Origin of the sequence: Delftia acidovorans NBRC 14950 (assembly GCF_001598795.1) — a bacterium.
GTDB lineage: Bacteria > Pseudomonadota > Gammaproteobacteria > Burkholderiales > Burkholderiaceae_C > Comamonas > Comamonas acidovorans.
The window spans coordinates 51,861-76,282 of record NZ_BCZP01000026.1; the positions used below are offsets into that span (position 1 = coordinate 51,861).

General features: G+C 68.7%; 15 protein-coding genes. 6 read left to right on the forward strand and 9 right to left on the reverse strand.

Annotated elements, in window-relative coordinates:
• Positions 1 to 35 precede the first annotated feature (35 nt).
• Both DA1_RS24450 and DA1_RS24455 read right to left on the reverse strand, forming a co-directional pair.
• Entirely contained in the window at positions 36 to 1,217 is a 1,182-nt protein-coding gene (locus DA1_RS24450) for an acetyl-CoA C-acetyltransferase (protein WP_012205435.1), read from the reverse strand.
• Between the two features lie 123 nt (positions 1,218 to 1,340).
• Positions 1,341 to 3,233: a PHA/PHB synthase family protein gene (locus DA1_RS24455; RefSeq protein WP_034393177.1), complete on the reverse strand. Its 1,893-nt coding sequence runs from the start codon at positions 3,231 to 3,233 to the stop codon at positions 1,341 to 1,343.
• Between the two features lie 141 nt (positions 3,234 to 3,374).
• Here DA1_RS24455 and DA1_RS24460 point away from each other — a divergent pair, with 141 nt between their 5' ends.
• A complete protein-coding gene (locus tag DA1_RS24460) occupies positions 3,375 to 3,710 on the forward strand; it encodes a hypothetical protein (RefSeq protein ID WP_013802557.1) in 336 nt (111 codons plus the stop codon).
• Here the strand turns inward: DA1_RS24460 and pgeF are convergent.
• Entirely contained in the window at positions 3,630 to 4,487 is an 858-nt protein-coding gene (pgeF, locus tag DA1_RS24465; RefSeq protein ID WP_051940711.1) for a peptidoglycan editing factor PgeF, read from the reverse strand. The genes DA1_RS24460 and pgeF overlap by 81 nt on opposite strands.
• Complete coding sequence (maiA, locus tag DA1_RS24470) at positions 4,484 to 5,149, reverse strand: maleylacetoacetate isomerase (protein ID WP_034393175.1); 666 nt, start codon at positions 5,147 to 5,149, stop codon at positions 4,484 to 4,486. The genes pgeF and maiA overlap by 4 nt, the downstream gene beginning before the upstream one ends.
• Positions 5,150 to 5,282: 133 nt before the next feature.
• Here maiA and DA1_RS24475 point away from each other — a divergent pair, with 133 nt between their 5' ends.
• The 3 genes from DA1_RS24475 to DA1_RS24485 all read left to right on the forward strand — a co-directional run bounded on the left by DA1_RS24475 (position 5,283) and on the right by DA1_RS24485 (position 9,843).
• Positions 5,283 to 5,978, forward strand: coding sequence for a fumarylacetoacetate hydrolase family protein (locus DA1_RS24475; RefSeq protein WP_034393172.1), 696 nt, complete (start codon positions 5,283 to 5,285; stop codon positions 5,976 to 5,978).
• A gap of 147 nt (positions 5,979 to 6,125) precedes the next feature.
• A complete protein-coding gene (locus DA1_RS24480) occupies positions 6,126 to 6,689 on the forward strand; it encodes an NUDIX hydrolase (protein ID WP_012205429.1) in 564 nt (187 codons plus the stop codon).
• A 235-nt stretch (positions 6,690 to 6,924) separates the two neighbouring features.
• Positions 6,925 to 9,843, forward strand: coding sequence for a chemotaxis protein CheW (locus DA1_RS24485; RefSeq protein WP_034393167.1), 2,919 nt, complete (start codon positions 6,925 to 6,927; stop codon positions 9,841 to 9,843).
• A gap of 35 nt (positions 9,844 to 9,878) precedes the next feature.
• Here DA1_RS24485 and DA1_RS24490 read toward each other — a convergent pair whose 3' ends face one another.
• The 5 genes from DA1_RS24490 to DA1_RS24510 form a co-directional block, all read right to left on the reverse strand.
• On the reverse strand, positions 9,879 to 10,886 hold the full coding sequence (locus tag DA1_RS24490; RefSeq protein ID WP_034393164.1) for a patatin-like phospholipase family protein: 1,008 nt from the start codon (positions 10,884 to 10,886) through the stop codon (positions 9,879 to 9,881).
• Entirely contained in the window at positions 10,886 to 12,997 is a 2,112-nt protein-coding gene (gene ligA, locus DA1_RS24495; RefSeq protein ID WP_034393161.1) for an NAD-dependent DNA ligase LigA, read from the reverse strand. The genes DA1_RS24490 and ligA overlap by 1 nt, the downstream gene beginning before the upstream one ends.
• 47 nt (positions 12,998 to 13,044) lie before the next feature.
• On the reverse strand, positions 13,045 to 14,391 hold the full coding sequence (locus tag DA1_RS24500) for a cell division protein ZipA C-terminal FtsZ-binding domain-containing protein (RefSeq protein WP_034393158.1): 1,347 nt from the start codon (positions 14,389 to 14,391) through the stop codon (positions 13,045 to 13,047).
• Positions 14,392 to 14,448: 57 nt separating this feature from the next.
• The gene (gene smc / locus DA1_RS24505) at positions 14,449 to 17,976 is read right to left on the reverse strand and encodes a chromosome segregation protein SMC (RefSeq protein ID WP_034393154.1); all 3,528 of its coding nucleotides are present in this window, start codon (positions 17,974 to 17,976) and stop codon (positions 14,449 to 14,451) included.
• A gap of 133 nt (positions 17,977 to 18,109) precedes the next feature.
• On the reverse strand, positions 18,110 to 21,388 hold the full coding sequence (locus DA1_RS24510) for a bifunctional diguanylate cyclase/phosphodiesterase (RefSeq protein ID WP_034393151.1): 3,279 nt from the start codon (positions 21,386 to 21,388) through the stop codon (positions 18,110 to 18,112).
• Positions 21,389 to 21,928: 540 nt separating this feature from the next.
• Here DA1_RS24510 and DA1_RS24515 point away from each other — a divergent pair.
• Positions 21,929 to 22,909 (forward strand): tripartite tricarboxylate transporter substrate binding protein, encoded by a 981-nt coding sequence (locus DA1_RS24515; protein ID WP_034393148.1) that lies wholly within the window; start codon positions 21,929 to 21,931, stop codon positions 22,907 to 22,909.
• A 49-nt stretch (positions 22,910 to 22,958) separates the two neighbouring features.
• Positions 22,959 to 24,422, forward strand: a 1,464-nt coding sequence (gene acnA, locus DA1_RS24520) for an aconitate hydratase AcnA (RefSeq protein WP_155737666.1), incomplete at its 3' end; no start/stop codon positions are given.

A 24,422-nucleotide genomic window follows, 5' to 3' on the forward strand; every position in this document is an offset into this window, starting at 1 on the left:
ACCCTGAAAGCTTGCTAACGTTTTCCCGGAGCCCTTCAGACGCGCTCCACCGCCATGGCCACGCCCATGCCGCCGCCGATGCACAGGCCGGCCAGGCCCTTCTTGGCGCCGCTGCGCTGCATCTCGTGCAGCAGGGTGACCAGGATGCGGGCGCCCGATGCGCCGATGGGGTGGCCGATGGCAATGGCGCCGCCGTTGACGTTGACCTTGGCGGGGTCGATGCCCAGCTCCTGGTTCACCGCACAGGCCTGGGCCGCGAAGGCTTCGTTCAGCTCGAACAGGTCCACGTCCTGCGCTGTCCAGCCCGCACGCTCCAGCGCCTTGCGCGAGGCGAACACCGGGCCCAGGCCCATGGTGGCAGGGTCCAGGCCGCTGGTGGCGTAGGAGACGATGCGTGCCAGCGGCTTCAGGCCCAGGGCCTTGGCCTTGGAGGCGCTCATCACCACCACGGCGGCCGCGCCGTCGTTCAGGCCGGAGGCGTTGCCGGCCGTCACCGAGCCGGCCTTGTCGAAGGCCGGGCGCAGGCCTGCCAGGGCGTCGGCATTGGTCTTGCGGTTGATGTACTCATCGGCCGCGAACACCACGGGATCGCCCTTGCGCTGGGGAATGCTGACGGGAACGATTTCGTCCACGAACTTGCCTGCGTCCTGTGCGGCCGTGGCCTTTTGCTGGCTGGCCAGGGCCAGGGCATCCTGCTGCTCGCGGCTGACGCTCTTTTCCTTGGCCACGTTCTCGGCCGTGATGCCCATGTGGTACTGGTTGTAGACGTCCCACAGGCCGTCCACGATCATGGTGTCGGCCATCTTCCAGTCACCCATGCGCTGGCCGTCGCGCGAGCCCGGCAGCACGTGGGGCGACAGGCTCATGTTCTCCTGGCCGCCGGCCACGACGATCTCGCTGTCGCCCGTGGCCACGGCCTGGGCTGCCAGCATCACGGCCTTCAGGCCCGAGCCGCAGACGGCGTTGATGGTGAGGGCCGGGGTTTCCTTGGCAACGCCGGCCTTCATCATGGCCTGGCGTGCAGGGTTCTGGCCTGCGCCAGCGGCCAGCACCTGGCCCATGATGACTTCACCGACCTGGTCGGTGCCGACCTTGGCGCGGTTCAGTGCCTCGCGGATCACGATGGAGCCCAGTTCGGTGGCGGGGATCTTGGCAAGGGTGCCGCCAAACTTGCCAACGGCAGTACGGACAGCGGAAACGATGACGATGTCTTCCATGATGACGGACCTTTCTTTGGACTCTTGAAGGGATGCCTGGGCGCACATTGCCGCAGTCGCGGCAGCGGCACCCTGCATTCAAGCCGCAGCGTTATTGCGCTGCAGCATCGAAACGATTGTGCCTCAGGCCTTGACCAGTACGTAGCGGCCTGGGGCCGGCTCGATGGCCGTGTATTCCCTGCCTTTGCCATACTGCTTTGGCGCTGCGACCAGCTTGCCGCCGTGCTCGGCCAGCCAGGGGCTCCAGTCGGCCCACCAGCTGCCCGGGTACTCGTCGGCGCCGGCCTGCCACTCCTTGAGGGTGGGCGGCAGTTGGCCGTCCTCGCGCAGCCAGTAGCTGCGCTTTTTCTTGGCCGGCGGATTGATCACGCCCGCGATGTGGCCCGACGCGCCCATCACAAAACGCTTGTCGCCGCCCAGCACCTGGGTGGACGCATAGGAGCCGCCCACGGGCACGATGTGGTCCTCGCGCGAGCCATAGATATAGGCCGGCAGGCGCAGCTGGTGCATGTCGATGCGCTCGCCGCAGACGGTCAGCGCGCCGGGCTGGGCCAGCTTGTTTTCCAGGTAGAGGTTGCGCAGATACCAGGCGTAGTAGGGGCCGGGCAGGTTGGTGGAGTCGCTGTTCCAGTACAGCAGGTCGAACGGCGGGGGCGTCTCGCCCTTGAGGTAGTTGCCCACCACGTAGTTCCAGACCAGGTCGTTGGGCCGCAGAAAGCTGAAGGTGGACGCCAGGTCCTGGCCCTTCATGAGACCGCCCTCGCCCATCTGCATCTCACGGAAGCGCACCACGGATTCGTCGATGAAGACATCGAGGATGCCGGTGTCGCTGAAGTCGATGAAGGTAGTCAGCAGCGTGACGCTGGCCACGGGAAATGGCACGCCAGCTGGCGCCGTGGCGCGGGCTGTGGATGTGCGGGCGGCGCTGCGGCTGCCAGCCGCGCGCTTGGCCGCAGGCGCCTTGGCCGCCGGAGCGGCAACTGCGCCATGCTCGCGGTCGTGGCGCGCCTGCAGCACGGCCAGCGCGGTGGACAGCATGGTGCCGCCCACGCAAAAGCCCAGCACATTGATCTGCTCGGCTCCCGCGATCTCGCGCGCCACGCGGATGCCGGTGAGCACGCCGTCCTCGATGTAGTTGTCCCAGGTCTTGCGCGCCAGACTTTCGTCGGGGTTGCGCCAGCTCATCACGAAGGTGCGATGGCCCTGGCTGACGGCGTAGCGGATCAGCGAGTTGTCGGGCTGCAGATCCAGGATGTAGAACTTGTTGATGCAGGGCGGCACCATGAGGAAGGGCCGCTCGTGTACCTTGTCCGTCAGCGGCTTGTATTCGATGAGCTGGAACAGCTCGTTCTCGAACACCACGGCGCCTTCGGTGGTGGCGACGTTCTTGCCCACGGTGAACAGGCTCTCGTCGGTCATGGACACATGGCCCTGGCGCATGTCGGCCAGCAGGTTGGCCACGCCCTGGGCCAGGCTCTCGCCTTGGGTTTCGATGGCTTTCTTCTGAGCCTCGGCATTGAGTGCCAGGAAGTTGCTGGGCGCCATGGCCGCCAGCCATTGCTCGATGGCGAAGCGCACGCGGTTGCGCGTCTTGTCATCGGCCTGCACGGCATCGGCCAGGCCCATGAGCATGCGGCTGTTGAGCAGATAGGTCGCAGCCGTGGCCGCCGTCAGCGGATTGCCGGCCCACGACTCGGTATTGAAGCGCTTGTCCTTGGCCAGCAGCGCCTGGGCGCCGCCCTGTTCGGCCATGGCCTTGGCACCATCCAGGTACTGGCGCTGCAGCTCCAGCAGCTTTTCGGGGTCCAGCGACAGCGCGTTCTCGGGCAGGGCGCCGGGTTCGGGGACGGCCGCTTTCCAGGCCTGGGCCATGTCCGGCATGCCTGGCATGCCCTGGGTTCCCGGAAGGCCTGGTTGCCCCAGCTGCTGCAGTGTCTGCAGCGTGCGGCTCCATTGCTCGTTCCAGAATTGCTGGACGGATTGGCCTGACAGGCCAGCGAGTGGGTCAAAATTCATGCTGCATCCTTGTTCGTGGATGCCATGCAATAGCCTGGGGCTTGCGGGGCATCCGTTTTGATTGTGACCCAGGCGAGCCCCGCCTTGCCCGGCACAGACCTCCACGAAAACCCGTGCCCCGCTCGTTTTTTTGGTTCGACCATGTATCTCGTTGTTATCGCCTGGCTGTATGTCACTCTGATGATGGCAGTGGCCGAGGCCGCCAGCCCCACGGGCAGCATACTCGGCGCCGTGATCACGTTCGCACTCTATGGACTGCTGCCGCTGTCCATCGTGATCTACATCATGGGCACGCCCGCGCGCAAGCGAAAACGCCATGCACGCGAATTGGCCGAGCGCGAGGCCTGGCTGGCGCAGCAGCAGGCCTCGCAGAGCGGCCCCGGCACGCAGGCGCGCTCAGTCCTTCCAGATGCAGGCGGCGAACCGCCCGCTGCTGCCCAGGCGGGCAGCGTCGCGCCGGTGCGAAAAGAACCGTGAGCCGTTGAGCACCGTGCACCATGCGTCGCCGCCGTCATTGCCGTAGATGGCGGTGATGCCCAGCGCCGCCAGGCGCTGGCGCGCAAGCCCGGCCAGGTTGGCCAGGTACTTGGGTGCGCCCCCGCCCTCTTGCGGCACGGCGGTGAAATGCGCCCCGGCCGCCGCGTCATGCGCGATGAAGGCCGCGCGCACCTCGGCGCCCACTTCGAAGGAGCGCGGACCGATGCAGGGTCCGAGCCAGGCCAGGGTCTGCTGCGCCGCTTGCCCGGGCGGTGTCTGGATCTGGCCAGCTAAGCGCTCGAACAGCGTCTCCAGCACCCCGCCCGCCAGCCCGCGCCAGCCCGCATGGGCCGCGCCCACCACGGCACCGCTGCGATGGGCCAGCAGCACGGGCAGGCAGTCAGCCACCATGATGGTGCAGACCACGCCCGAGGCGCGGGTCACGCAGGCATCGAAGGCCTGGCCCTGCGCGCTGCCTGCATCCAGGGCCACGACATCCACGCCATGCACCTGCTGCAGGAACACTGCGCAGGCGCCGGGCGTATGGGCACGCACGATCTCCTGCAGCCGCTGGCGGTTGGTGCGGACGGCCTGCGGGTCATCGCCCACATGGTCGCCCAGGTTCAGGCTGCCCCAGGGCGCCGTGCTGACGCCGCCTTCGCGCGAGGTGCACAGCGCGTGAACGCCGGGCGGCGCGGGCCACTCGGGCACCAGCCAGGATGCGGGGATGGTGCCGGGGAGGTTGCCGGGGATGGAGTCAGGCCGGGCCGCGCTCATTCCGCGTCGGGGCAGGCCGAGGGATGGGCCTTCTGGAAGGCCGGCAGCGCCTCGCAGCGATCGACGATGGCCGCCAGGCGTGGCAGGCCGTCCAGGCTCACGTTGAAGCGGCGGCCGTTGAAGATCTGCGGCACCAGGCAACAGTCGGCCAGCGTGGGCGTGTCGCCCCAGCAAAACAGCGAAGGCGCCAGGCCTGCGGCCTCGCGCTCGGCGGCCAGCAGGTCCAGCTGGCGCTCGAAGGCCTCCAGGCCCGATCGCACCCAATGCACGTACCAGCCGCTCTTGGCCTCGTCGGAGACACCCAGGTTGCGCACCAGGTACTTGAGCACGCGCAGGTTGTTGAGCGGATGGATCTCGCAGGCCACCATCTGGGCCAGTGCGCGCACATGGGCACGGCCCAGGGCGTCGCGCGGCAGCAGCGGTATTTCGGCATGGGTCTCATCGAGATATTCGATGATGGCCATGGACTGGGTCAGCCAGTGGCCGTCCTCGGTTTCCAGCGCCGGCACCAGCGCATCGCCGACATGCTGGGCATAGGCCGGCGCCCTGTGGTCGCCGCGCAGCAGGTGCACGGGTATGGATTCATAGTCCAGGCCCTTGATCTGCAGCGCAATGCGCACGCGGTAGGAGGCCGACGAGCGGAAGTAGGTGTGGAGCTTCATAGACCGCAAAGCATACCGTGCGACCCGGGGTCTGTTCCGGCTCATCCGGCCATCGCGTTGCCCCGCTGCGGGGCCACAGGCATGGCACACTTGCGACGGCGCCCACGAGACAAGGCGCCAGAGGAACACCGACATGAGCTACGTTTTCAACCCGCCCGCCGTGGCCAGCGTACCCGTCCTGGGCCGCCCCGAGCGTTTTCCCGTGCACCGCATCTACTGCGTGGGCCGCAACTACGAAGAGCACGCCAAGGAGATGGGCTTCACTGGCCGCGAGCCGCCCTTCTTCTTCCTCAAGCCTGCCGACGCCATCGTGCCCGTCGAGGCCGGCACCACGGGCACCATGCCCTACCCCACGCTGACCTCCAACCTGCACCACGAGATCGAGCTCGTCGTGGCCATCGGCAAGGCGGGCAAGAACATCCTGGCCGCCGACGCGCTGGACTACATCTGGGGCTACGCCGTGGGCCTGGACATGACGCGCCGCGACCTTCAGAACGACATGAAGAAACAGGGCCGCCCCTGGTGCATCGGCAAGGCCTTCGAGCATGCCGCGCCCATCGGTCCCATCACCCCGGCAGCCGAGGCCGGCGACATCGCCAAGGCCACGATCTCGCTGCAGGTCAATGGCGCCGACCGCCAGCGCAGCGACATCGGCAAGCTGATCTGGAACATTGCCGAGACCATCGAGCACCTGTCGGCCGCCTGGGAACTGCAGCCCGGCGACCTGATCATGACGGGCACGCCCGAAGGCGTGGCCGCCGTGGTGCGCGGTGACCTGCTGGAAGGCCGCATCGATGGCCTGAGCCCCTTGAGCGTCAAGATCGCCTGAGATCCCTGTGCCTGGCGACAGGCCGGCAAGGCAGCGGGGAGCGCGCTCCCCGGCCTGCCGGCCTTCGTTTTTCTGAACCCACAGTCCGCCGCACGGAATGCCTTCCTGCCTTCCGTCTGGCGGCGCTTTCACTTCCATGGTGTCGGCATGATTTTTCGCAGCCCCATCAAGTTCTGCCGAGCCTGCGGCACGGCCGTGGTCTACCGCATTCCCGACGATGGCGACACGCGCGAACGCGCCGTGTGCCCGCACTGCCACACCATCCATTACGAGAATCCGCTGAACGTGGTCGGCACCATCCCCGTCACCGACGACGGCCGCGTGCTGCTGTGCAAGCGCAACATCGAGCCGCGCCGGGGCCTGTGGACCCTGCCTGCCGGCTTCATGGAACTGGCCGAGACCACGGCGCGCGGCGCCCAGCGCGAGACCGATGAGGAAGCCGGTGCCGACATCGAGATGGGGCCGCTGTTTTCCATCGTTGACGTGCCCAAGGTCAGCCAAGTCCACCTGTTCTACCGCGCCCGCCTGCGCAGCGAGCAGTTCTATCCAGGCCCGGAGACCATGGAGGCCCGCCTCTTTGCCGAGGCCGAGATTCCCTGGGAGGAACTGGCCTTTCGCACCGTGCGCGTGACGCTGGAGCGCTACTTCGAGGACCGTGCGGCCGGCCTGCTTGACGCGCACCGCGTGCACTCCATCGACCTGAGCCTGTAGGCGCACCACCGTGCTGCACGGCAGTGCCGGACGCGCCCCGGTGACGCCAGGCCATGCCCCGGCGTGGCGCCGATGGGGCTGCGGGTGGGGCTGTGGATGGGGGGCCGTCATCCCTGTGTCACCTTGCAGACACATTTAGTCACAAACTGGCCTTCTTCTTGCTCGTTGCATCAGGCTTTTCCCTGATCGGGGAAAGCGGGTTTCACCCAGCCTGAACCTGACTGCGGAGCGCTCCATGGCCACATCCCTGCCAACCGACCTGATTCTTCCCCACCTGCGGGAACTCAACCGCAACGCCGCCGACCTGCGCGAAATACGGCTCATGTGGCGGCTCATCGAAGCCTCGGCCCGCATGCAGGCATCGCAGCAGGGGCAGGCCCTGGTGTCCATGCTCACCGACACGCGCCAGGGACTGGAGCAGCTGGAGCAAGGCCTGCTGCAGTCGCAGCTGGCGCAATCCGCGCAGGAGGCCATGGCCCAGCTGGGCATGCAGTCCGCCCATGCCATCGACCTGCTGGTGCGAAGCCTGTACGAGCGCACGGCCGATGTCGGCTTTCTCGCCGCCGATACCGTGCTGTGCGAGGCCATGGCCCGGCTTGACGATGGCGATGGCGATGGCGATGGCGATGGCGATGGCGATGGCGATGGCGATGATTGTGGCCTGCCCGACATGGCGGCCGGCGGTCTGCGCGCATGGCAGGCACCGCTGCAGGCGCACTTGCAGGCCCACCTCCAGAGCTACCGAGCCAAGTACACGGTGTATGACGACATCCTGCTGCTGGACACGCAGGGCCAGGTCTGCGCACGTGCCCAGGCGCAGGCAGGCCGCAAGCCGCCACCGCCCTGTGCCGAGGCCTGGTTCCAGCAGTCCCTGCAGCAGGCCGGCCATGTCAGCCATTTCGGCGCCAGTTGCGTGCTGCCGGGCGCTGACCGCCTGATCTACGCGCAGCGCTTGCTGCACCCACGCACCATGGCGGTGCTCGGCGTGCTGTGCCTGAGCTTCGACTTCGCCGCCGAGATGCAGGCCATCTTTGCCTCGGGCGGGCCGCGCGCCCAGGTGGGACTGCTGCTGGACGACGGCGGACTGGTCATCGCCAGCAGCGACGCCCACTGGATAGCCCCCGGCAGCCGCGTGCCCATGCACCATGGTGATGCCGTACAGCCGCTGATCCATGCAGGCCGCACCTACCTGGTGCGCACGGCGCGCGCCCTGCCCTACCAGGGCTATGCGGGGCCGCAGGGCTGGCAGACCCAGGTGATGGCACCGCTGGACCTGGCCTTCGCCACGCAGCAAAGACCGCAGGTCCTGCAGGCGCTGGAGCCGGCCATTGCCGAGGGGCTGATGGCCCAGGCGCGCGGCTTTTGCCCGCCGCTGCACGCCATGGCCCGCGCGGCCGACGACATACGCCGCGTGGTCTGGAATGGCCAGGTGCTGGCTGCCAGCCAGGCGCCGGAGTCCCCGGTGCAGGGCACGGCCCACCCGGACCCGCTGCAGGCCGTGCTGGAGCAGATGGGCGAGACCGGCGACCTGACCCATGCCGTGTTCACACGCGCCATTCACGGCCTGCACGAGACCGCGCTGTCCACCCGGCTGCAGGAGCACAGCACGCTGAACCGGCTGCTGATGGACCTGCTGGAGCGCAATCTCTATGAACGTGCCAACGACTGCCGCTGGTGGGCCCTGACACCCGGCCTGCAAAAGGTGCTGGAGGACAACAGCGGCTGCCTTGCCCTGTCGGTACAGGCCCACGACAGCGCGCAGCGGCTGCTGGAGCAGCTCAATGCGCTGTACACCGTCTATGCACGCATTGCGCTGTACGACGCCCAGGGCCTGGTGCTGGCCTGCAGCCATGAGGACGAGGCCGGCCTGCCCCTGGCTCCCGGCACGCGCGTGCAGGCATCGGCCCTGCAGGCCACTGTGCTGCTGCGCGATGCCCAGGCCTACCACGTGCAGGAGATGGACGATGGAGGCCTGCCCGTCCATGTCTACCATGCCGCGCTGCGCGCGCCATCGCCTGGGAGTGAACAGACGCACGGACATGCACACGGCGGCGATCAGGGCCCCGTCATCGGCGGCATCGCCCTGCTGTTCCACACGCGGCGGGAGCTGCAGGCCATGCTGCAGGCCGCAGCGCCAGAGCAGGCGACAACGGCAGAGCACGCTGCAGCCACCGATCCCGAAGACAGCGGCCTGCCGCGCCTGCCGATGGAAGCGTTCTACGTGGCGCGTGACGGGCGCATCGTCGCTGCCAGCCATGGCGGGCGCCCGCTGGGCAGCTGCATCGCAGGCGTGGCCGGCCTGGCATCGCTGGCCGATGGCGAGGTGCGCAGCAGCATCGAGGAGATCGAAGGCCACTACTGCATCGTCGGCATGGCCGCCGGGCGCGGCTACCGCGAGTTCCGTCTGGACCAGGGCGCGGCACGCGATGCAAAAGAAAGCGCAACGGACGACACACTGGCCGGCCTCGTCAGCCTGAGCCTGCAGCGGCTGGGCCCCGTGCATGCCGATGCGCGCAACCGCGCGCTGCGCCTGGCGTCGGCCACCCGGCTGGATGGCGCCCGGCCCGCTACGCACGGGCACGGGCACGGGCACGGGCACGGGCACGGGCACGGGCGCGCCGCGCATGGCAGCGGCGACGCGCCTGTGGAACTGGCCAGCTTCTACGTGGGCGCCAGCCTGCTGGCCCTGCGCGCGGGCGATGTCTGCGAGGCCCTGCCCGCCAGCGCCATCTCGCCCGTGGCGGCAGGAAGGCTGCCGTTTTGCGTGGGCGCGCTGGCACGGCGCAGCCAGGGCAGCGTCAGCGGCTATGTCTGGGTGTTCGACCTGGCCGCGCTGCTGCAGGGCCAGCCCGGCGTGGTCACCGAGCAGTCACAGGTCATCGTGGTCCAGCATGGCGGCCTGCGCGTGGGCCTGCTGGTCAGCGCGCTGCAGGGCGTGCACCGGCTGCCAGCCAGCGCGCTGGTGGATTCGCCCATGCTGAACGCGGCCGACACCGCGACGGCCCTGGTGCGCAAGCTGGTGCATGCCGATTCGGGCCTGCCGCTGATCCAGTGCCTGGACCCCGCCGCGCTGATGCGAAGGCTGCAGCCTTCGCGCGTTGCCGCCGCCAATGCCGATCGCAATGCGGTCAGCGTGGAAAGAGAGGCGGCGTAGCCCGGGCCTGTCGGGTGTGCCGCGCCTTTAGCGCCTCAAAGGCCCCAGTGGCGCAGGCCCGGCAACGCGGCCTGCGCTGCCTCGTAGCCTTCGTCGATGGCCTCGCGGGCGCGGTGGAAGTCCAGCAGGCCCAGGTGGGACAGGCGCGGCGCGATCACCAGCTCGGGCGGGTCGCCCGCCATGCGGCTGCGCGTGATGCGCATCTGCATGATGTTGACGCTGGTCATCACCACGTCCAGCAGCGAGGGCGGACGGGGCGGGGGCTCGGTCTCGCGGCCTGCCTCGTCGCGGTGGTGGCCGGGCATCCACCCCATCACGCCGCGCTGCAGCCTGCGCACCCAGGCCGTGCCGGCCACGGCGCTGGCCTGGCCGGCCAGGTCCTCGGGCGCCACGCCCTGCTCCGCGGCAGGCGGGGCTTCCTCCAGCGGCGGCGCGGCAGCCATGGCGGCGGAGGGAGCCAGCGGCCGCATGTGGCGCCGCATGATGTCGGCATTGAGATCGACCGCGATCACGATGTCCGCGCCCATGGCGCGCGCCAGCGAGGCGGGCACGGGGTTGACGATGCCGCCATCGACCAGCAGCCGCCCCTCGCGCTGCACGGGCGTGAACAGGCCGGGCAGCGCGATGGAGGCACGCACGGCATCGGCGATGGAGCCCTTGCGCAGCCAGACCTCGGCGCCCGAATGCAGGTCGGTGGCCACGGCGCCGAAGGGAATCTTCAGGTCTTCGATGGCCGAGTCCACGAAGTGCTCGCGCCAGAACGCGATCAGCTTCTCGCCCTTGAGCATGCCGCCCGTGATGTTGAAGTCCATGAAACCGAACACCTTGCGCATGCCCAGTCCCAGCACCCATTCCTCGAAGCGCTGCATCTCGCCAGCCGCATAGGAGGCACCGACCAGGGCGCCGATGGACGAGCCGCAGATGATGTCGGGTCTCAGGCCCGCATCCTCCAGCGCGCGCAGCACGCCGAAATGCGCCCAGCCGCGCGCCGAACCGCTGCCCAGCGCCAGGCCGACCACGGGTTTGCGCGGACTCAGCGCCATCAGCGGTCCCCGCCTGCCAGCAGCGCCAGCATGCCGGCCTCGTCCAGCACGGTCACGCCCAGTTCCTCGGCCTTGACCAGCTTGCTGCCGGCCTCGGCACCGGCCACCACATAGCTGGTCTTCTTGCTGACCGAGCCGGAGACCTTGGCGCCCGCGGCCTCCAGCATCTCCTTGGCCTGGTCGCGGCCCAGCGTGGGCAGCGTGCCGGTGAGCACCACGGTCATGCCGGCCAGCGGCTGGGCGGTCTGCTCGCGCGCCGCGCCCTCTTCCCAGTGCACGCCACAGGCACGCAACTGCTCGACCACCTCGCGGTTGTGGGGCTGGGCGAAGAAGGTGTGGATGCTCTCGGCCACGATGGGCCCCACGTCGCGCACCTGCAGCAGTTGCTCGACGCTGGCGTCCATGATGGCATCCAGCTGGCCGAAATGGCGGGCCAGGTCCTTGGCCGTGGACTCGCCGACCTGGCGGATGCCCAGGCCGAAGAGGAACCGCGCCAGCGTGGTCTTCTTGGATTTTTCCAGCGCGTCCAGCACGTTCTGGGCCGACTTCTCGGCCATGCGGTCCAGCGATGCCAGGGCCACCAGGCCCAGGCGATAGAGGTCGGGCAGCGTGCGCACCACGTGGCCGTCCACCAACTGGTCCACCAGCTTGTCGCCCAGGCCCTCGATGTCCATGGCGCGCCGCGCGGCAAAGTGCAGGATGGCCTCCTTGCGCTGCGCCGGGCAGAACAGGCCGCCCGTGCAGCGGTGGTTGGCCTCGCCCTTGGGCCGCGCCACAGCGCTGCCGCAGATGGGGCATGCAGCGGGCATGCGGAAGTTGGGCACATAGGTCGGCCGGTCGCCGGGCACGCGGCCCACGACCTCGGGGATCACGTCACCGGCGCGGCGCACGACCACGGTGTCGCCCGTGCGCACGCGCTTCTTACGGATCTCGAACAGGTTGTGCAGCGTGGCATTGGTGACGATGACGCCGCCCACCGCCACGGGGGCCAGGCGCGCCACGGGCGTGAGCTTGCCCGTGCGGCCGACCTGTATGTCGATGCCTTCCATGCGCGTGGGCATTTCCTCGGCCGGGTACTTGTGGGCCACGGCCCAGCGCGGCTCGCGCGAGACAAAGCCCAGCTGGCGCTGCTGGGCCAGGCTGTTGACCTTGTAGACCACGCCGTCGATCTCGTAGGGCAGCGTGGCGCGCTCGGCGCCCATGCGCTGGTGGAAGGCCACCAGCTCTGCCGCGCCCTTGGCGATGCAGACCTGGGGCGCCACCGGAAAGCCCCAGTCGCGCAGCGTCTGCAGCATGGCGTAGTGGGTGACGAAGTCGGGGCCGCCCTGCGCGGCCGGCGTGATCTCGCCCAGGCCATAGGCGAAGAAGGACAGCGGGCGCTGCGCCGCAATGCCCGAGTCCAGCTGGCGCACCGAGCCTGCGGCCGCATTGCGCGGATTGGCAAAGCTCTTGCCGCCGGCGGCCTGCTGGCGCTCATTGAGCTTGACGAAGTCGGCGCGGCCCATGTACACCTCGCCGCGCACCTCGACCACGGGCGGCACGCCCTTGCCTTCGGGCAGGGACAGCGGAATCTTGCGGATGGTGCGGATGTTGTGGGTCACGTCCTCGCCCACCTCGCCGTCGCCGCGCGTGGTGGCCTGCACCAGGCGGCCGTTCTCGTAGCGCAGGTTCATGGCCAGGCCGTCGAACTTGGGCTCGGCCACGTACTCCACGGGCGGTGCGCCTTCGGCCAGTTCCAGCTCCTTGCGGATGCGTGCGTCGAAGGCCTCGGCACCCGTGGCCTCGTTGTCGGTCTCGGTGCGGATGCTGAGCATGGGCACGGCATGGCGCACGGGCATCAGGCCGTCGAGCACGGCGCCGATCACGCGCTGCGTGGGCGAATCCGGGGTGACCAGTTCGGGGTAGGCACCTTCCAGCGCCTGCAGTTGCTGGAAGACGCGGTCGTACTCGCCGTCGGGCACGGTGGGCGTGTCCAGCACGTAGTACTCATGCGCCCATTGGTTGAGCTGGGCGCGCAGCGCCTGCACCTTGGCCAGCACCTTGTCGGGGGCGGCCCCGGACTCCGGCGCCGCAGGGGCTGCGCCGGAGAAAAGATCCAGATTGTCATTCATGGGGTTGAGGCCAGGAGCCTGTTGTGCACCAGGGGCACCGCGCCGCGTCAGCTGAACAGTCGCCGCGCCAGCATGGAGCCCGCCGACAGCTCGCGGCTGTCGAGCTTGTCATAGAGATGTTCCAGGTCGTGCTGGATAGGGTCCAGCGCCATGGCCGGCAGCAGGTAGCCGTTCTGGTCGCAGAGCACGCCGTCCATGGTCTGGCACAGGCGCTCGGCCACCTGGCGCAACTGCACAAAGGCCTGCTCGCCGCGCGGCACCTGGGGCACGTCCAGGCTCAGCAGGAACTCGCGCACCACCGAGGTGTCCAGGTCGTCGGCCATGGCCGCCTGCGGGTCGTAGTTGAGCACCAGCACCGGCGGCATGCCGGGCGTGGGCGAAGGCAGGGCCATGCGCCCGGGCATGGAGCCCGGCAGAAAGCCCTGGCGCGATGCGTTCTGCTGCACGTAGCCAGCGCTCCAGGAGGCCTGGCGTGCGCGCAGCATGAAGGTGAGCTGGGCGTCGTGCTCGCTGGCGAACTGGTCGAGCTCGCGCGCTCGCGCCACTTCCTGCAGCATGTCGGGCACGTCGGGCGTGGCGCCCAGCGCGTCGGCAAAGCGCTGCACCTTGGCAACGAACTCGGAGAACTCGATCTCGTTGAGCGCACCCGTGCGGTTGGCCAGCTGCACGCCGGCCTGAAAACCCAGGTAGCGCTGGCCGGGCTGCAGCGGCTCCCACTGGTGGGTGGACTGGTTCATGCCCTCGATCGCAAAGGGCTTGTTGCCCGCGCGCCGCGTGGCGGGCTGGGCCTGCAGCGCCAGTTCGCCAGGCACGGCCTGGCCGACCTGCACGGGGGCAATGGCGTCGATCAGCGCATCCAGACCCGGGCGGCTGGCGGCCGCGCTGGTCAGGGCCGCGTCGTTGAGGGAAGGCTCGATGGACTGCGGTGCCGACGGGGACGCCGCAGGCACGGACACAGATTCAGATGCGGGTGCCGATGCGCTGGCGTCTTCGCCCGCCTGCAGGGCATGGGCGGCCTGCGCGGACTGCACTGCCTGGGCGGCCTTGGCCGCCAGCGCAGCCTGGGCCGCGGCCTGGCGCTGCTGCTCTTCGAGCTGGACCAGATGGGCCAGCTCGGCGTCGGTTTCGGCAAAGCGGTCTGCGGAGGCGGGGCTCTGGCCCGGCGCGGCGGTGCCGAAGTCGCCCAGCACGGGCTCGCGCAGGCTGTGCGTCAGGTCCGGGCCGTGGCCCACGGTGTCCATGCCGGGCTCATGGCGCGAGGGATCGCGCTGCGCTTCATCGACGGGGTCGGCGCGCTTGGGTGCATTGCGGCGCGCGGACCAGCTGTTGTAGGCAATGATCAGGGCCAGCACCACAAAGCCCAGGACGGCCAGACTGATTTGCAGGTTACTCATGGAATGAAGGAATGAAACGTCGTTCCAGCAAAGGGGTTTGAAAGGTTGCGGACATGCTCAGGATAGCTCAGCCATGGACAGCGCGGACTCCATGTCCACGGCCACGATGCGGGACACGCCCTGCTCCTGCATGGTCACGCCGATGAGCTGCTGGGCCATTTCCATGGCGATCTTGTTGTGGCTGATGAACAGGAACTGCGTGCTCTTGCTCATGCTGGCCACCAGCTTGGCATAGCGCTCGGTGTTGGCATCGTCCAGCGGCGCATCCACCTCGTCCAGCAGACAGAACGGCGCCGGGTTGAGCTGGAAGATGGCGAAGACCAGGGCAATCGCCGTCAGCGCCTTCTCGCCACCCGACAGCAGGTGAATCGTCTGGTTCTTCTTGCCGGGCGGCTGCGCGATCACCTGCACGCCCGAGTCCAGGATTTCATCGCCCGTGATGACCAGCTTGGCCTGCCCGCCGCCGAACAGTTCGGGGAACATGCGCCCGAAGTGCCCGTTCACGGTCTCGAAGGTGCCCGACAGCAGCTCGCGCGTCTCGGCGTCGATCTTGCGGATGGCATCTTCCAGCGTGTTCATGGCCTGGGTCAGGTCCTCGGTCTGCGCGTCGAGGAAGGTCTTGCGCTCGCGCGCCAGCTTCAGCTCGTCCAGCGCCGCCAGGTTGACCGCGCCCAGGGCCGCGATCTCGCGGTGCAGGCGGTCGATCTCGCCCTGCAGGCCGTGCATGCGCACATTGGCCTCGGCAATGGACTGGGAGACGGCGGCCAGGTCGGCGCCCGCCTCTTCAAGCAAGGTGGAGTACTGCTCCAGGCCCAGGCGCGCGGCCTGCTCCTTGAGCTGGAATTCGGTGATGCGCTGGCGCAGCGGGTCCAGCGCCTTTTCCAGTTGCTGGCGGCGTTCGTCGCTGGCGCGCAGCTTGTTGGTCAGGTCGTCATATTCGCTGCGGCGCGCGGCCACGGCCTGCTCGCGCTGCATCTTCAAATCCAGCGCATCCTGCAGGCCGCCCTGGGCCGCGGCATCGGTCAGGCGCGTGAGCTCGTCCTGCGCGCGCTGCTGCTCGTCGGCCAGCGAGCGGGCCTGCTGGCTGGCGGTCTCTATGGTGCGGCTGAGTTCGCCCCGGCGCGCTTCCAGGCTGCGGCGCGAGAACGTGGCCTCCTGGGCCTGGCGTTCCAGCGTGCGCAGCTGCTCGCGCGATTCGTTCAGGCGCCGCTCGGACTCCAGCACCTTGTCGCCGAGCTGTGCATGGCGCTCCTGGCTGTCGGCCAGTTGCATGTCCAGTTCCTCGAAGCGGGCTTCGGCCGCCACGCGGCGCTCCTCGATGTCGGACAGCTGGGCCTCGACCTCGGCCAGGTCGGCGCTGATCTGGGCATTGCGTGCACGGGCCTGCTCGGCCAGTTGCGACAGGCGCAGGGTTTCGACCTGCAGCTCGTGGGCACGGCTTTGCGATTCGCTGGCCTCGCGCCGGGCGCCGACCAGGCGCTGCGAGGCCTCGGCATAGGCGCTTTCGGCACGCACCAGGGCCGTGCGCGATTCGTCGGAGATCAGCGCCTGGGCGCGCACTTCCTTTTCAAGGTGCTCGATTTCCTGGGCGCGTGCCAGCAGGCCGGATTGCTCCGAGTCCTGCGCATAAAAGCTCACGCTGTGGCTGCTGACGGCATGGCCCGTGGGCACGTAGACGGTTTCACCGGGCCGCAGTTCGCTGCGGCGCGACAGCGCCTCTTCCAGCGTGGGCGCCGTGTAGCAGTCCTGCAGCCAGTCGCCGAGCACGGCGCGCAGGCCGGCATCGTTCACGCGCAGCAGGTCCGAAAGGTGCTGCCAGCGGCCAGCGGCCGGCGCGGGCGCGCCTTGCGGGGGGCTGAAGAAGGCCAGGCGCGCGGGCGGCGCATCGTGCCCGCCTGAGCCCAGAAAGCCACGCACCATGTCGAGCCGGCCCACTTCCAGCGCGCCCAGGCGCTCGCGCAGTGCGGCCTCCAGCGCGTTTTCCCAGCCGGGCTCGATGGCAATGCGGCTCCACAGGCCCTGCATGCCGTCCAGGCCGTGCTTGGCCAGCCAGGGCTGGAGCTTGCCGTCTGTCTTGACCTTTTCCTGCAGGGCCTTGAGCGCTTCCAGCCGCGCCGACAGGTCCGCGTGGCGCGCGGCCTCGGCATTGACGGCCTGCTGGCGCGTGCGGCGGTCCTCGTCGAGCTGGGGCACGGAGTCCTGCAGCTCGTTGAGCACGGCATCGGCCATTTCAGCCAGTTCGCGCGCCTCTTCCAGCTGGGACTGCAGATTGTTCAGGCGGGCCTCGTCGGGCGTCTCCAGCGCGTTGCGGTCGGCGCGCAGGCGCTCGAAGCGGGTCTCGAACTGGCGGCGCTGCTCATCCAGGCTGCGCTGCTCGGCGGCCAGCACCTGGATCTGCTGCTGCACCTGGACCACGCTGGCGCGCTGGTCGGTGTCGGCCTTCTGGGCATTGCGCAGGGCGTCCTCCAGGTCGGGCAGGCGCATGCTCTGCTCCTCGACCTGGGCGGCCAGCATCTCGGCCTGTTCCTCGGCGTCCATGCCGGCGCCTTCGAGGTTCTCGATCTCGGCTTCGGCTTCCTCGCGGCGGCTGTTCCACAGCAGCACCTGCTCGGACAGCTGCTGCAGCCGCTGCTGCACGCGCTGGCGGCCTTCGAGCACGTAGCGGATCTCGGCCTCCAGCTTGCCGACTTCGGCCGTGGATTCGTAGAGCTTGGCCTGGGCCTGGTTGACCTGGTCGCTGGCGTCGTAGTGGGCCTGGCGCAGGGTTTCGAGTCCGCTTTCGTTGTTGCGGATGTCGGCCATCCGCTCTTCGAGCTCGTTGACGGCCTGCAGGCCCTCAACGCGCACGCGGTCCTGCTCGGCCTCGGCCTCGGCGCGCTTGAGGAACCACAGCTGCTGCTGCTTGAGCGTGACCTGGGACTGCAGCGCGTTGTACTGGGCCGCCACCTCGGCCTGCTTTTCCAGCCGGTCGAGGTTGTTGTTGAGCTCGCGCAGGATGTCTTCCACGCGCGTGAGGTTCTCGGTGGTGGCCGAGAGCCGGTTCTCGGTCTCGCGCCGGCGCTCCTTGTACTTGGACACGCCTGCGGCCTCTTCCAGGAACAGGCGCAGTTCCTCGGGGCGCGACTCGATGATGCGGCTGATCGTGCCCTGGCCGATGATGGCGTAGGCGCGCGGGCCCAGGCCCGTGCCCAGGAACACGTCCTGCACATCGCGGCGGCGCACGGCCTGGTTGTTGATGAAGTAGCTGCTGTTGCCCTCGCGCGTGAGCACGCGCTTGACGGCGATCTCGCCGAACTGGCCCCACTGGCCGCCCGCGCGGTGGTCACTGTTGTCGAACACCAGCTCCACGCTGGAGCGGCTGGCCGGCTTGCGGTGCGTGGTGCCGTTGAAGATCACGTCCTGCATGGACTCGCCGCGCAGCTCGCTGGCCTTGCTCTCGCCCAGCACCCAGCGCACCGCATCCATGATGTTGGACTTGCCGCAGCCGTTGGGGCCCACCACGCCCACCAGTTGCCCCGGCAGCATGAAGTTGGTGGGCTCGGCGAAGGACTTGAAGCCGGACAGCTTGATGGAATTCAGGCGCACGATGCAGGCAGATGGCGGTCCGCGGCGAACGGACGAATGAGGACGTGGGGGAACAACAGGGAAGCTCGGAATGATACCGCGCGCCACCCCTGCTCAAGAATGGAAAGCGGCCCGCGCGGGGCCGTGTCGAATGTCAAGAATGGTTTGAGGGGGCGTCCGGCACCCCGCTGCCATCCGTGCACTCCACCACCTGGGGTCGGTCCTGCGCCTGCTGCGGCAGGTTCGCCGGGCTCAGGGCCGGAGGGCGCGACGCAATGGCCTGGCGCACCAGTGCCTCGAAGCTGCGCACGGGCACGGGCGGACTGAGCAGGTAGCCCTGCCAGGCATGGCAGTGCTGGTCTTCGAGGAATTGGCGCTGCGCCTCGGTCTCCACACCCTCGGCGATGACCTGCAGGCCCAGGCTGGTACCCAGGGCGACGATGGTGCGCGCAATGGCCGCGTCGTTGGGGTCGCTGAGCACGTCGCGCACGAAGCTGCGGTCGATCTTGAGCTGGTCCAGCGGCAGGCGCTTGAGATAGGCCAGCGAGGAGTAGCCGGTGCCGAAGTCGTCCAGCGAGAACCCCACGCCGTGTGCCTTGAGCGTGGCCATCTTGGCCGCCGTGTCGTCCACGTCGGCCAGCAGCAGGCTTTCGGTCAGCTCCAGCTTGAGCAGGCGCGGATTGGCACCGTGCTCCTTGAGCGCCTGCAGCACCTGCTCCACGAAGCGCGCCTGGTGGAACTGGCGCGGGCTGACGTTGACGGCCAGCATCAGGCAGGCCATGTCCGGCTCCGCCGCCCATTGCGCCAGTTGCCGGCAGGCCTCGCCCAGCACCCATTCGCCCAGTTGCTGGATCAGGCCCGTTTCCTCGGCCAGCGAGACGAAGAGCGACGGAGGCACCAGCCCTTCACGCGGGTGGTTCCAGCGCAGCAGGCCCTCGGCGCCGACGATGCGCCCGTTCGCCACCTGCGGCTGGTAGTACAGGACGAATTGCGAGCGCACCAGGCCCTCGCGCATTTCCTGCTCCATGGCGGTGCGCGATCTGAGCACGGCCTGCAGTTGCGGATCGAAGAACTGCAGCGTGTTGCGCCCCATGCCCTTGGCCTGGTACATGGCCATCTCGGCACGGCGCAGGACCTCGTCGGCACTGAGTTCCTGCTCGCCGAACAGGCTGGCGCCTATGCTCAGCGTGATGTGGCAGGACTGGCCACTCAGTTGCAGCGGTTGCAGCAGCAGCGAACGCATGCGCTGGACCTCGCCTTCGAGCTTGGAGGCGGCGTGCATGGAGTCCTTGCCCAGGTCCTCCAGAAGCACGACGAAGTCATCGCCGCTGTGGCGGGCCAGCGTGGCCTCGCGGCCCAGGGACTGGGCCAGTCGCTCGGCAATCATGCGCAGCAGCACGTCGCCCAGTTCCAGCCCCAGGCTGTCGTTGAAGGCCTTGAAGTTGTCCACGTCCAGCAGCATGACGGCGCCACAGCGCCCGCGACGGCGGCTGGAGGCCAGCGCCTGCTGCAGCCGGTCCACCAGCAGGCGGCGGTTGGGCAGGCCGGTAAGCGCATCGTAGAAGGCCAGGCGGCGAATTTCCTCTTCGGCGGTCTTGCGCTGGCTCTGGTCCTGCAGGATCAGCAGGCAGCCTTCGTCCAGCAGCATGCCGCCGATGGATACGGAGCGCGCGCAGCCGTCGCTGCCTATGAGCTGGTACTCCTCGGAGTTGAGGGTGCCGCAGCTGTCGGACTCGCTGCCATGGGGGCTTTGGGCAACGCGCGCCCGCGCCTGCGCAGCCTCGAAGCGGCGCTGCATGCGCTGGCGGCGGGCTTCATCCGGGCACATGTTGCGCCACCAGCCGTCGCCATCCATGCCGGCCGTGGCGCCGTGGCCTGCCAGGCGCATGAATTCCTCGTTCCAGTAGGCGAAGCGGCCATCCTCCTGCAGCATGGCCAGGCCCAGGGGCAGGCGCTGGATGACCATGCGCAGGTGGCGCGATCCGTCGCGCTGCATTTGCTGCAAGTGGCGGCGCGCGCTGATGTCCTGCACCAGGGCCATCAGCCGCAGCGATGGGCCGTGGCCCAGCGCGGAGATGTGCAGTTCCACCCAGACCAGGCTGCCGTCGCTGCGCCGCAGCTGCCGCTCGATCTGCAGGGCGCGGCGCTGGCCCGCAGCCAGTTCCTGCAGCAGCAGCCTGTCGCCCTCCACCGTTTCGGCGGCCACCAGGGCTAGCAGGGGGCGCTGGCACAGCTGCTGTGCCTCGTGGCCGGTGATGTCGCAATACCTGCGGTTCACATGCAGGACATTGCCGTTGGCCGCGTCGATCTGCACCACGCCCACGGCGGCCTGCTCGAACAGTGCCTGAAAGCGGGCATCGCTCTCGCGCATGCTGCGGGAAGAGGCACGCAGTTGCGCCCAGCTGGACGGATGGCGCCGCCACCAGGCTGCCGCCAGCGAGGCCAGCAGGACTGACACCAGCATGCCCAGCGCAAACAACACCAGGGGCTGGGCACGCTCGGTCCAGGACAGGGCCGTGCTCACGGGGATGAAGTTCAGCCGCCACAGCCGGTCCTGGGCCTGCAGTGTCTGCTCCAGCACCACCTGGCCGGTATCGCCCAGGCCTACCGCATCCTGCCCGCGCTCGGGCCAGGCAGCACCCAGATACAGCGGCAGCGGCGATACGCCGGCCGGCGGCAGGGGCGAGACCGGGCCTGCGTCATGCATGGCCAGCGCAAGCCGGCCCAGGAAGCCGCGCTCATGCAGGTCCTGCACCAGGTCGTGCACACGAATGCTGACGTCGGCCGTTCCCAGGAACAGCGGATGCGCGGCCGTGCCATCCGGAGACTGGTGGTCCGCCAGCGCAAAGACGGGCGCGCGCACCAGCACGGCGGTGGCATGCTCGCCGGGCTGCTTCATTGCAAACGGCGCCGAGACCACGGCGGCCGCGCTGTCCCGGCTGCGCAGCATGCTGGCCATGAGACTGGGGCGGTCGTGCATGTCCAGACCGGCGATGGATTCATTGCCTTCCACCGGCCAGAGATAGTCGATGAAGAAATAGTGGGGATCGGGCCTGAACGAGGCCGACGGATCCTGGCTGGCCTGACCGCGCTCCGTTGCGGCCCGCGTAAAGGTCAGCGCCTGCATGCCGGGCTGTATCTGTATGCGCAGCGCCTGCGCAATGCGCGCGAAGGCCTGCTGCCCCATCTCGGGAGAGGCGGCCAGCTGGTTGGCCACATGCTGGACCATGACGGCATAGGCATCCAGGCGCATCTCCAGCGCCTGGCGGGCAGACTGGGCCTGTTGCGTATGGCGCTGCAGGTCGATGCGCTCCAGCGCCCTCTGCTGCTGCAGGGCGAGCGCGGCGCTCAGGCACATGCCCACCGCCATGACGGTGGCGGCTGGCCAGGCGGTCCGGATGGCTACAAGCGTGCGCTGGGCAAAAGCTGACATGGAGCGGCTAAGGCTGAATAGGCAGTCACGGGGGAATCGGTCCAGGAGCACGGAACCACTCGTTGCCAGCCCCATGGCCAGCCACCCGAAAAGGCCGGGCAGGCCATGTGGAGCAGAGAGCGAGGATAAATGGATTTCGGCACCCGGCAGGCAAATCATATGTAAGACAAATCCTACAAACGCCTTTGCTCTATCGTCGGAATGCGCTCTTGCTGAAGACCTCCACGGGCAAACCCTAGACTGCAGGCAGCAAGGTGCTTGCACCCGGCCCCCTGTGCCGAGCCTGCCGGGCCTGCCGGGCCTTGCCGGGCACCAGGGGTGGAGGGCGAGGCATTGCACAAGCCCTCATCCATGAAATCAGAGGCGGCAGTTTTGAAACATCAACGAAACGGATCGTGCGTCAGCAGGTGGCGCTGCAGCCCTTCAGCCTCTGGCAGCACGCTGCGGGGCTTGCACGGGTTTCCCCTTGAGTCGGATGGCATGCTGCTTGCAACAAGCCTGGTGCACTGCCAACCATAACTCTGCAGGAGACACCAACCCATGAGCATCAACCGCCGCCGCTTTTGCGCCGCCCTGCCCGCCCCGCTGGCCGGCCTTGCGCTGCCGCACCAGGGCCTGGCCCAGGAGGCCTTTCCCAGCAAGTCGCTGAAGATCGTCTGCCCCTTCGCACCCGGCGGCGGTTCGGACTTCATTGCGCGCGTGGCCTCCAACGTGCTCAACGACAGGCTGGGCCAGCCCGTGGTGGTGGAGAACCGGCCGGGCGCCGGTGGCACGTTGGGCACCGAGTACGCGCTGCGCTCGGCGGCCGATGGCTACACGCTGCTGCTGGTGGCGGGCAGCTATACGGTCAACCCTTCGCTGTACAAGCTGCGCTTCGACCCCGTGGCCGACATGACGCCCGTGATCCAGCTGTCCAAAGGCGCCTACGTGGTCTGCGTGAGCCCCCGCGTGCCCGCCAGAAACCTGCAGGAACTGCTGACCTATGCGCGTGAGAACCCGGGCAAGCTGACCTTTGCCTCGGCCGGCAATGGCAGCCATCTTCACATCGTCACCGAGTACCTGTTCGGCATGGCCAAGGTCAAGGCCACGCATGTGCCCTATCGCGGCACGGGCCCGGCCGTGACCGATCTGCTGTCAGGCAACGTGGACATGCTGGTGGCCGGCACCGAGGCGCTGATGCAGCACGTCAAGAGCGGCAAGCTGCACGCCCTGGCCGTGACCACGGCCCAGCGCCTGCCCGCCTATCCCGAGATTCCGTCGGTGGCCGAAAGCGGCCTGCCGGACTATGACGTGGTGGCCTGGCACGGCCTGCTCGCGCCCAAGGGCCTGCCGCCCACCGTGCTGTCGCGCATCAATGCGGCGTTGGACACCGGCCTCAAGGCGCCGGCACTGCTGGCCCAGCTGGAGCCCACGGGCGTGTCCCCGGCAGGCGGCACACCGGCCCAGTTCGGCGCCCTGATCCAGTCCGAGATTCCCCGCTACGCCAAGGTGGTGAAAGACAACGAAATCCGCGCACAGTAATCGGCGCACAGCAATCGGCTCACGCAGGCCCGAGAATCCATCCGCCCCCATGACCTCCCGCTACAAGAAACCCCTGCCCGGCACCACGCTGCACTACATCGACGCTCGCGCCGCCGTCGATGCCCTCTCGCCCGGCGCCTGGGCACGCCTGCCCTACACCGCCCGCGTCCACGCCGAGAACCTTGTGCGCCGCGCCGATCCCGCGCAGCTGGACAGCTACCTGCTGCAGCTCATCGAGCGCCGGCGCGACATCGACTTTCCCTGGTATCCCGTGCGCGTGGTCTGCCACGACATCCTGGGCCAGACGGCCCTGGTGGACCTGGCCGGCCTGCGCGACGCCATCGCGGCCGAAGGTGGCGACCCTGCCCAGGTCAACCCCGTCGTTCCCGTGCAGCTCATCGTGGACCACTCGCTGGCCGTGGAGTGCGGCGGCTTCGATCCCGACGCCTTTGCGAAGAACCGCGCCATCGAGGACCGCCGCAACGAGGACCGCTTCCACTTCATCGAGTGGACGAAGAAGGCCTTCGCCAACGTGGATGTGATCCCCGCAGGGAACGGGATCATGCACCAGATCAATCTGGAGAAGATGTCCCCCGTGGTGACAGTGCAGGATGGCCTGGCCTTCCCGGACACCTGTGTCGGCACCGACTCGCACACCCCCCATGTCGATGCCCTGGGCGTGATCGCCGTGGGCGTGGGCGGGCTGGAGGCCGAGAACGTCATGTTGGGCCGCGCCTGCTGGATGCGCCTGCCCGAGATCGTGGGCGTGCGCCTCACGGGCCGGCGCCAGGGCGGCATCACGGCCACCGACATCGTGCTGGCCCTGACCGAATTCCTGCGCCAGCAAAAGGTGGTGGGCGCCTATGTGGAATTCTTTGGCGAGGGCGCCGACAGCCTGAGCATCGGCGACCGCGCCACCATCTCCAACATGTGCCCCGAATACGGCGCCACGGCGGCCATGTTCTCCATTGATGACCAGACGCTGGCCTACCTGCGCCTGACCGGCCGCGACGAGGCCCAGGTGCGCCTGGTCGAAGCCTATGCGCGCACCGCAGGCTTTTGGAGCGACAGCCTGGCCGATGCCCAGTACGAGCGCCTGCTGCAGTTCGACCTGTCCACCGTGGTGCGCAACATGGCCGGCCCCTCGAATCCGCACCGGCGCCTGCCCACCTCGGCCCTGGCCGAGCGCGGCATTGCCGATGCGGCCAAGCTGCAGGCTGCCCGCGCCCAGGAGGCGCAAGGCCTGATGCCCGATGGGGCCGTCATCATTGCCGCCATCACCAGTTGCACCAACACCAGCAACCCGCGCAACGTCATCGCCGCGGCGCTGCTGGCGCGCAATGCCAATCGCCTGGGTCTCACGCGCAAGCCCTGGGTCAAGTCCTCGCTGGCGCCGGGCTCCAAGGCCGTGGAGCTGTATCTGAAGGAGGCCGGGCTGCTCACCGAGCTGGAGCAACTGGGCTTTGGCATCGTCGCCTTTGCCTGCACCACCTGCAACGGCATGAGCGGCGCG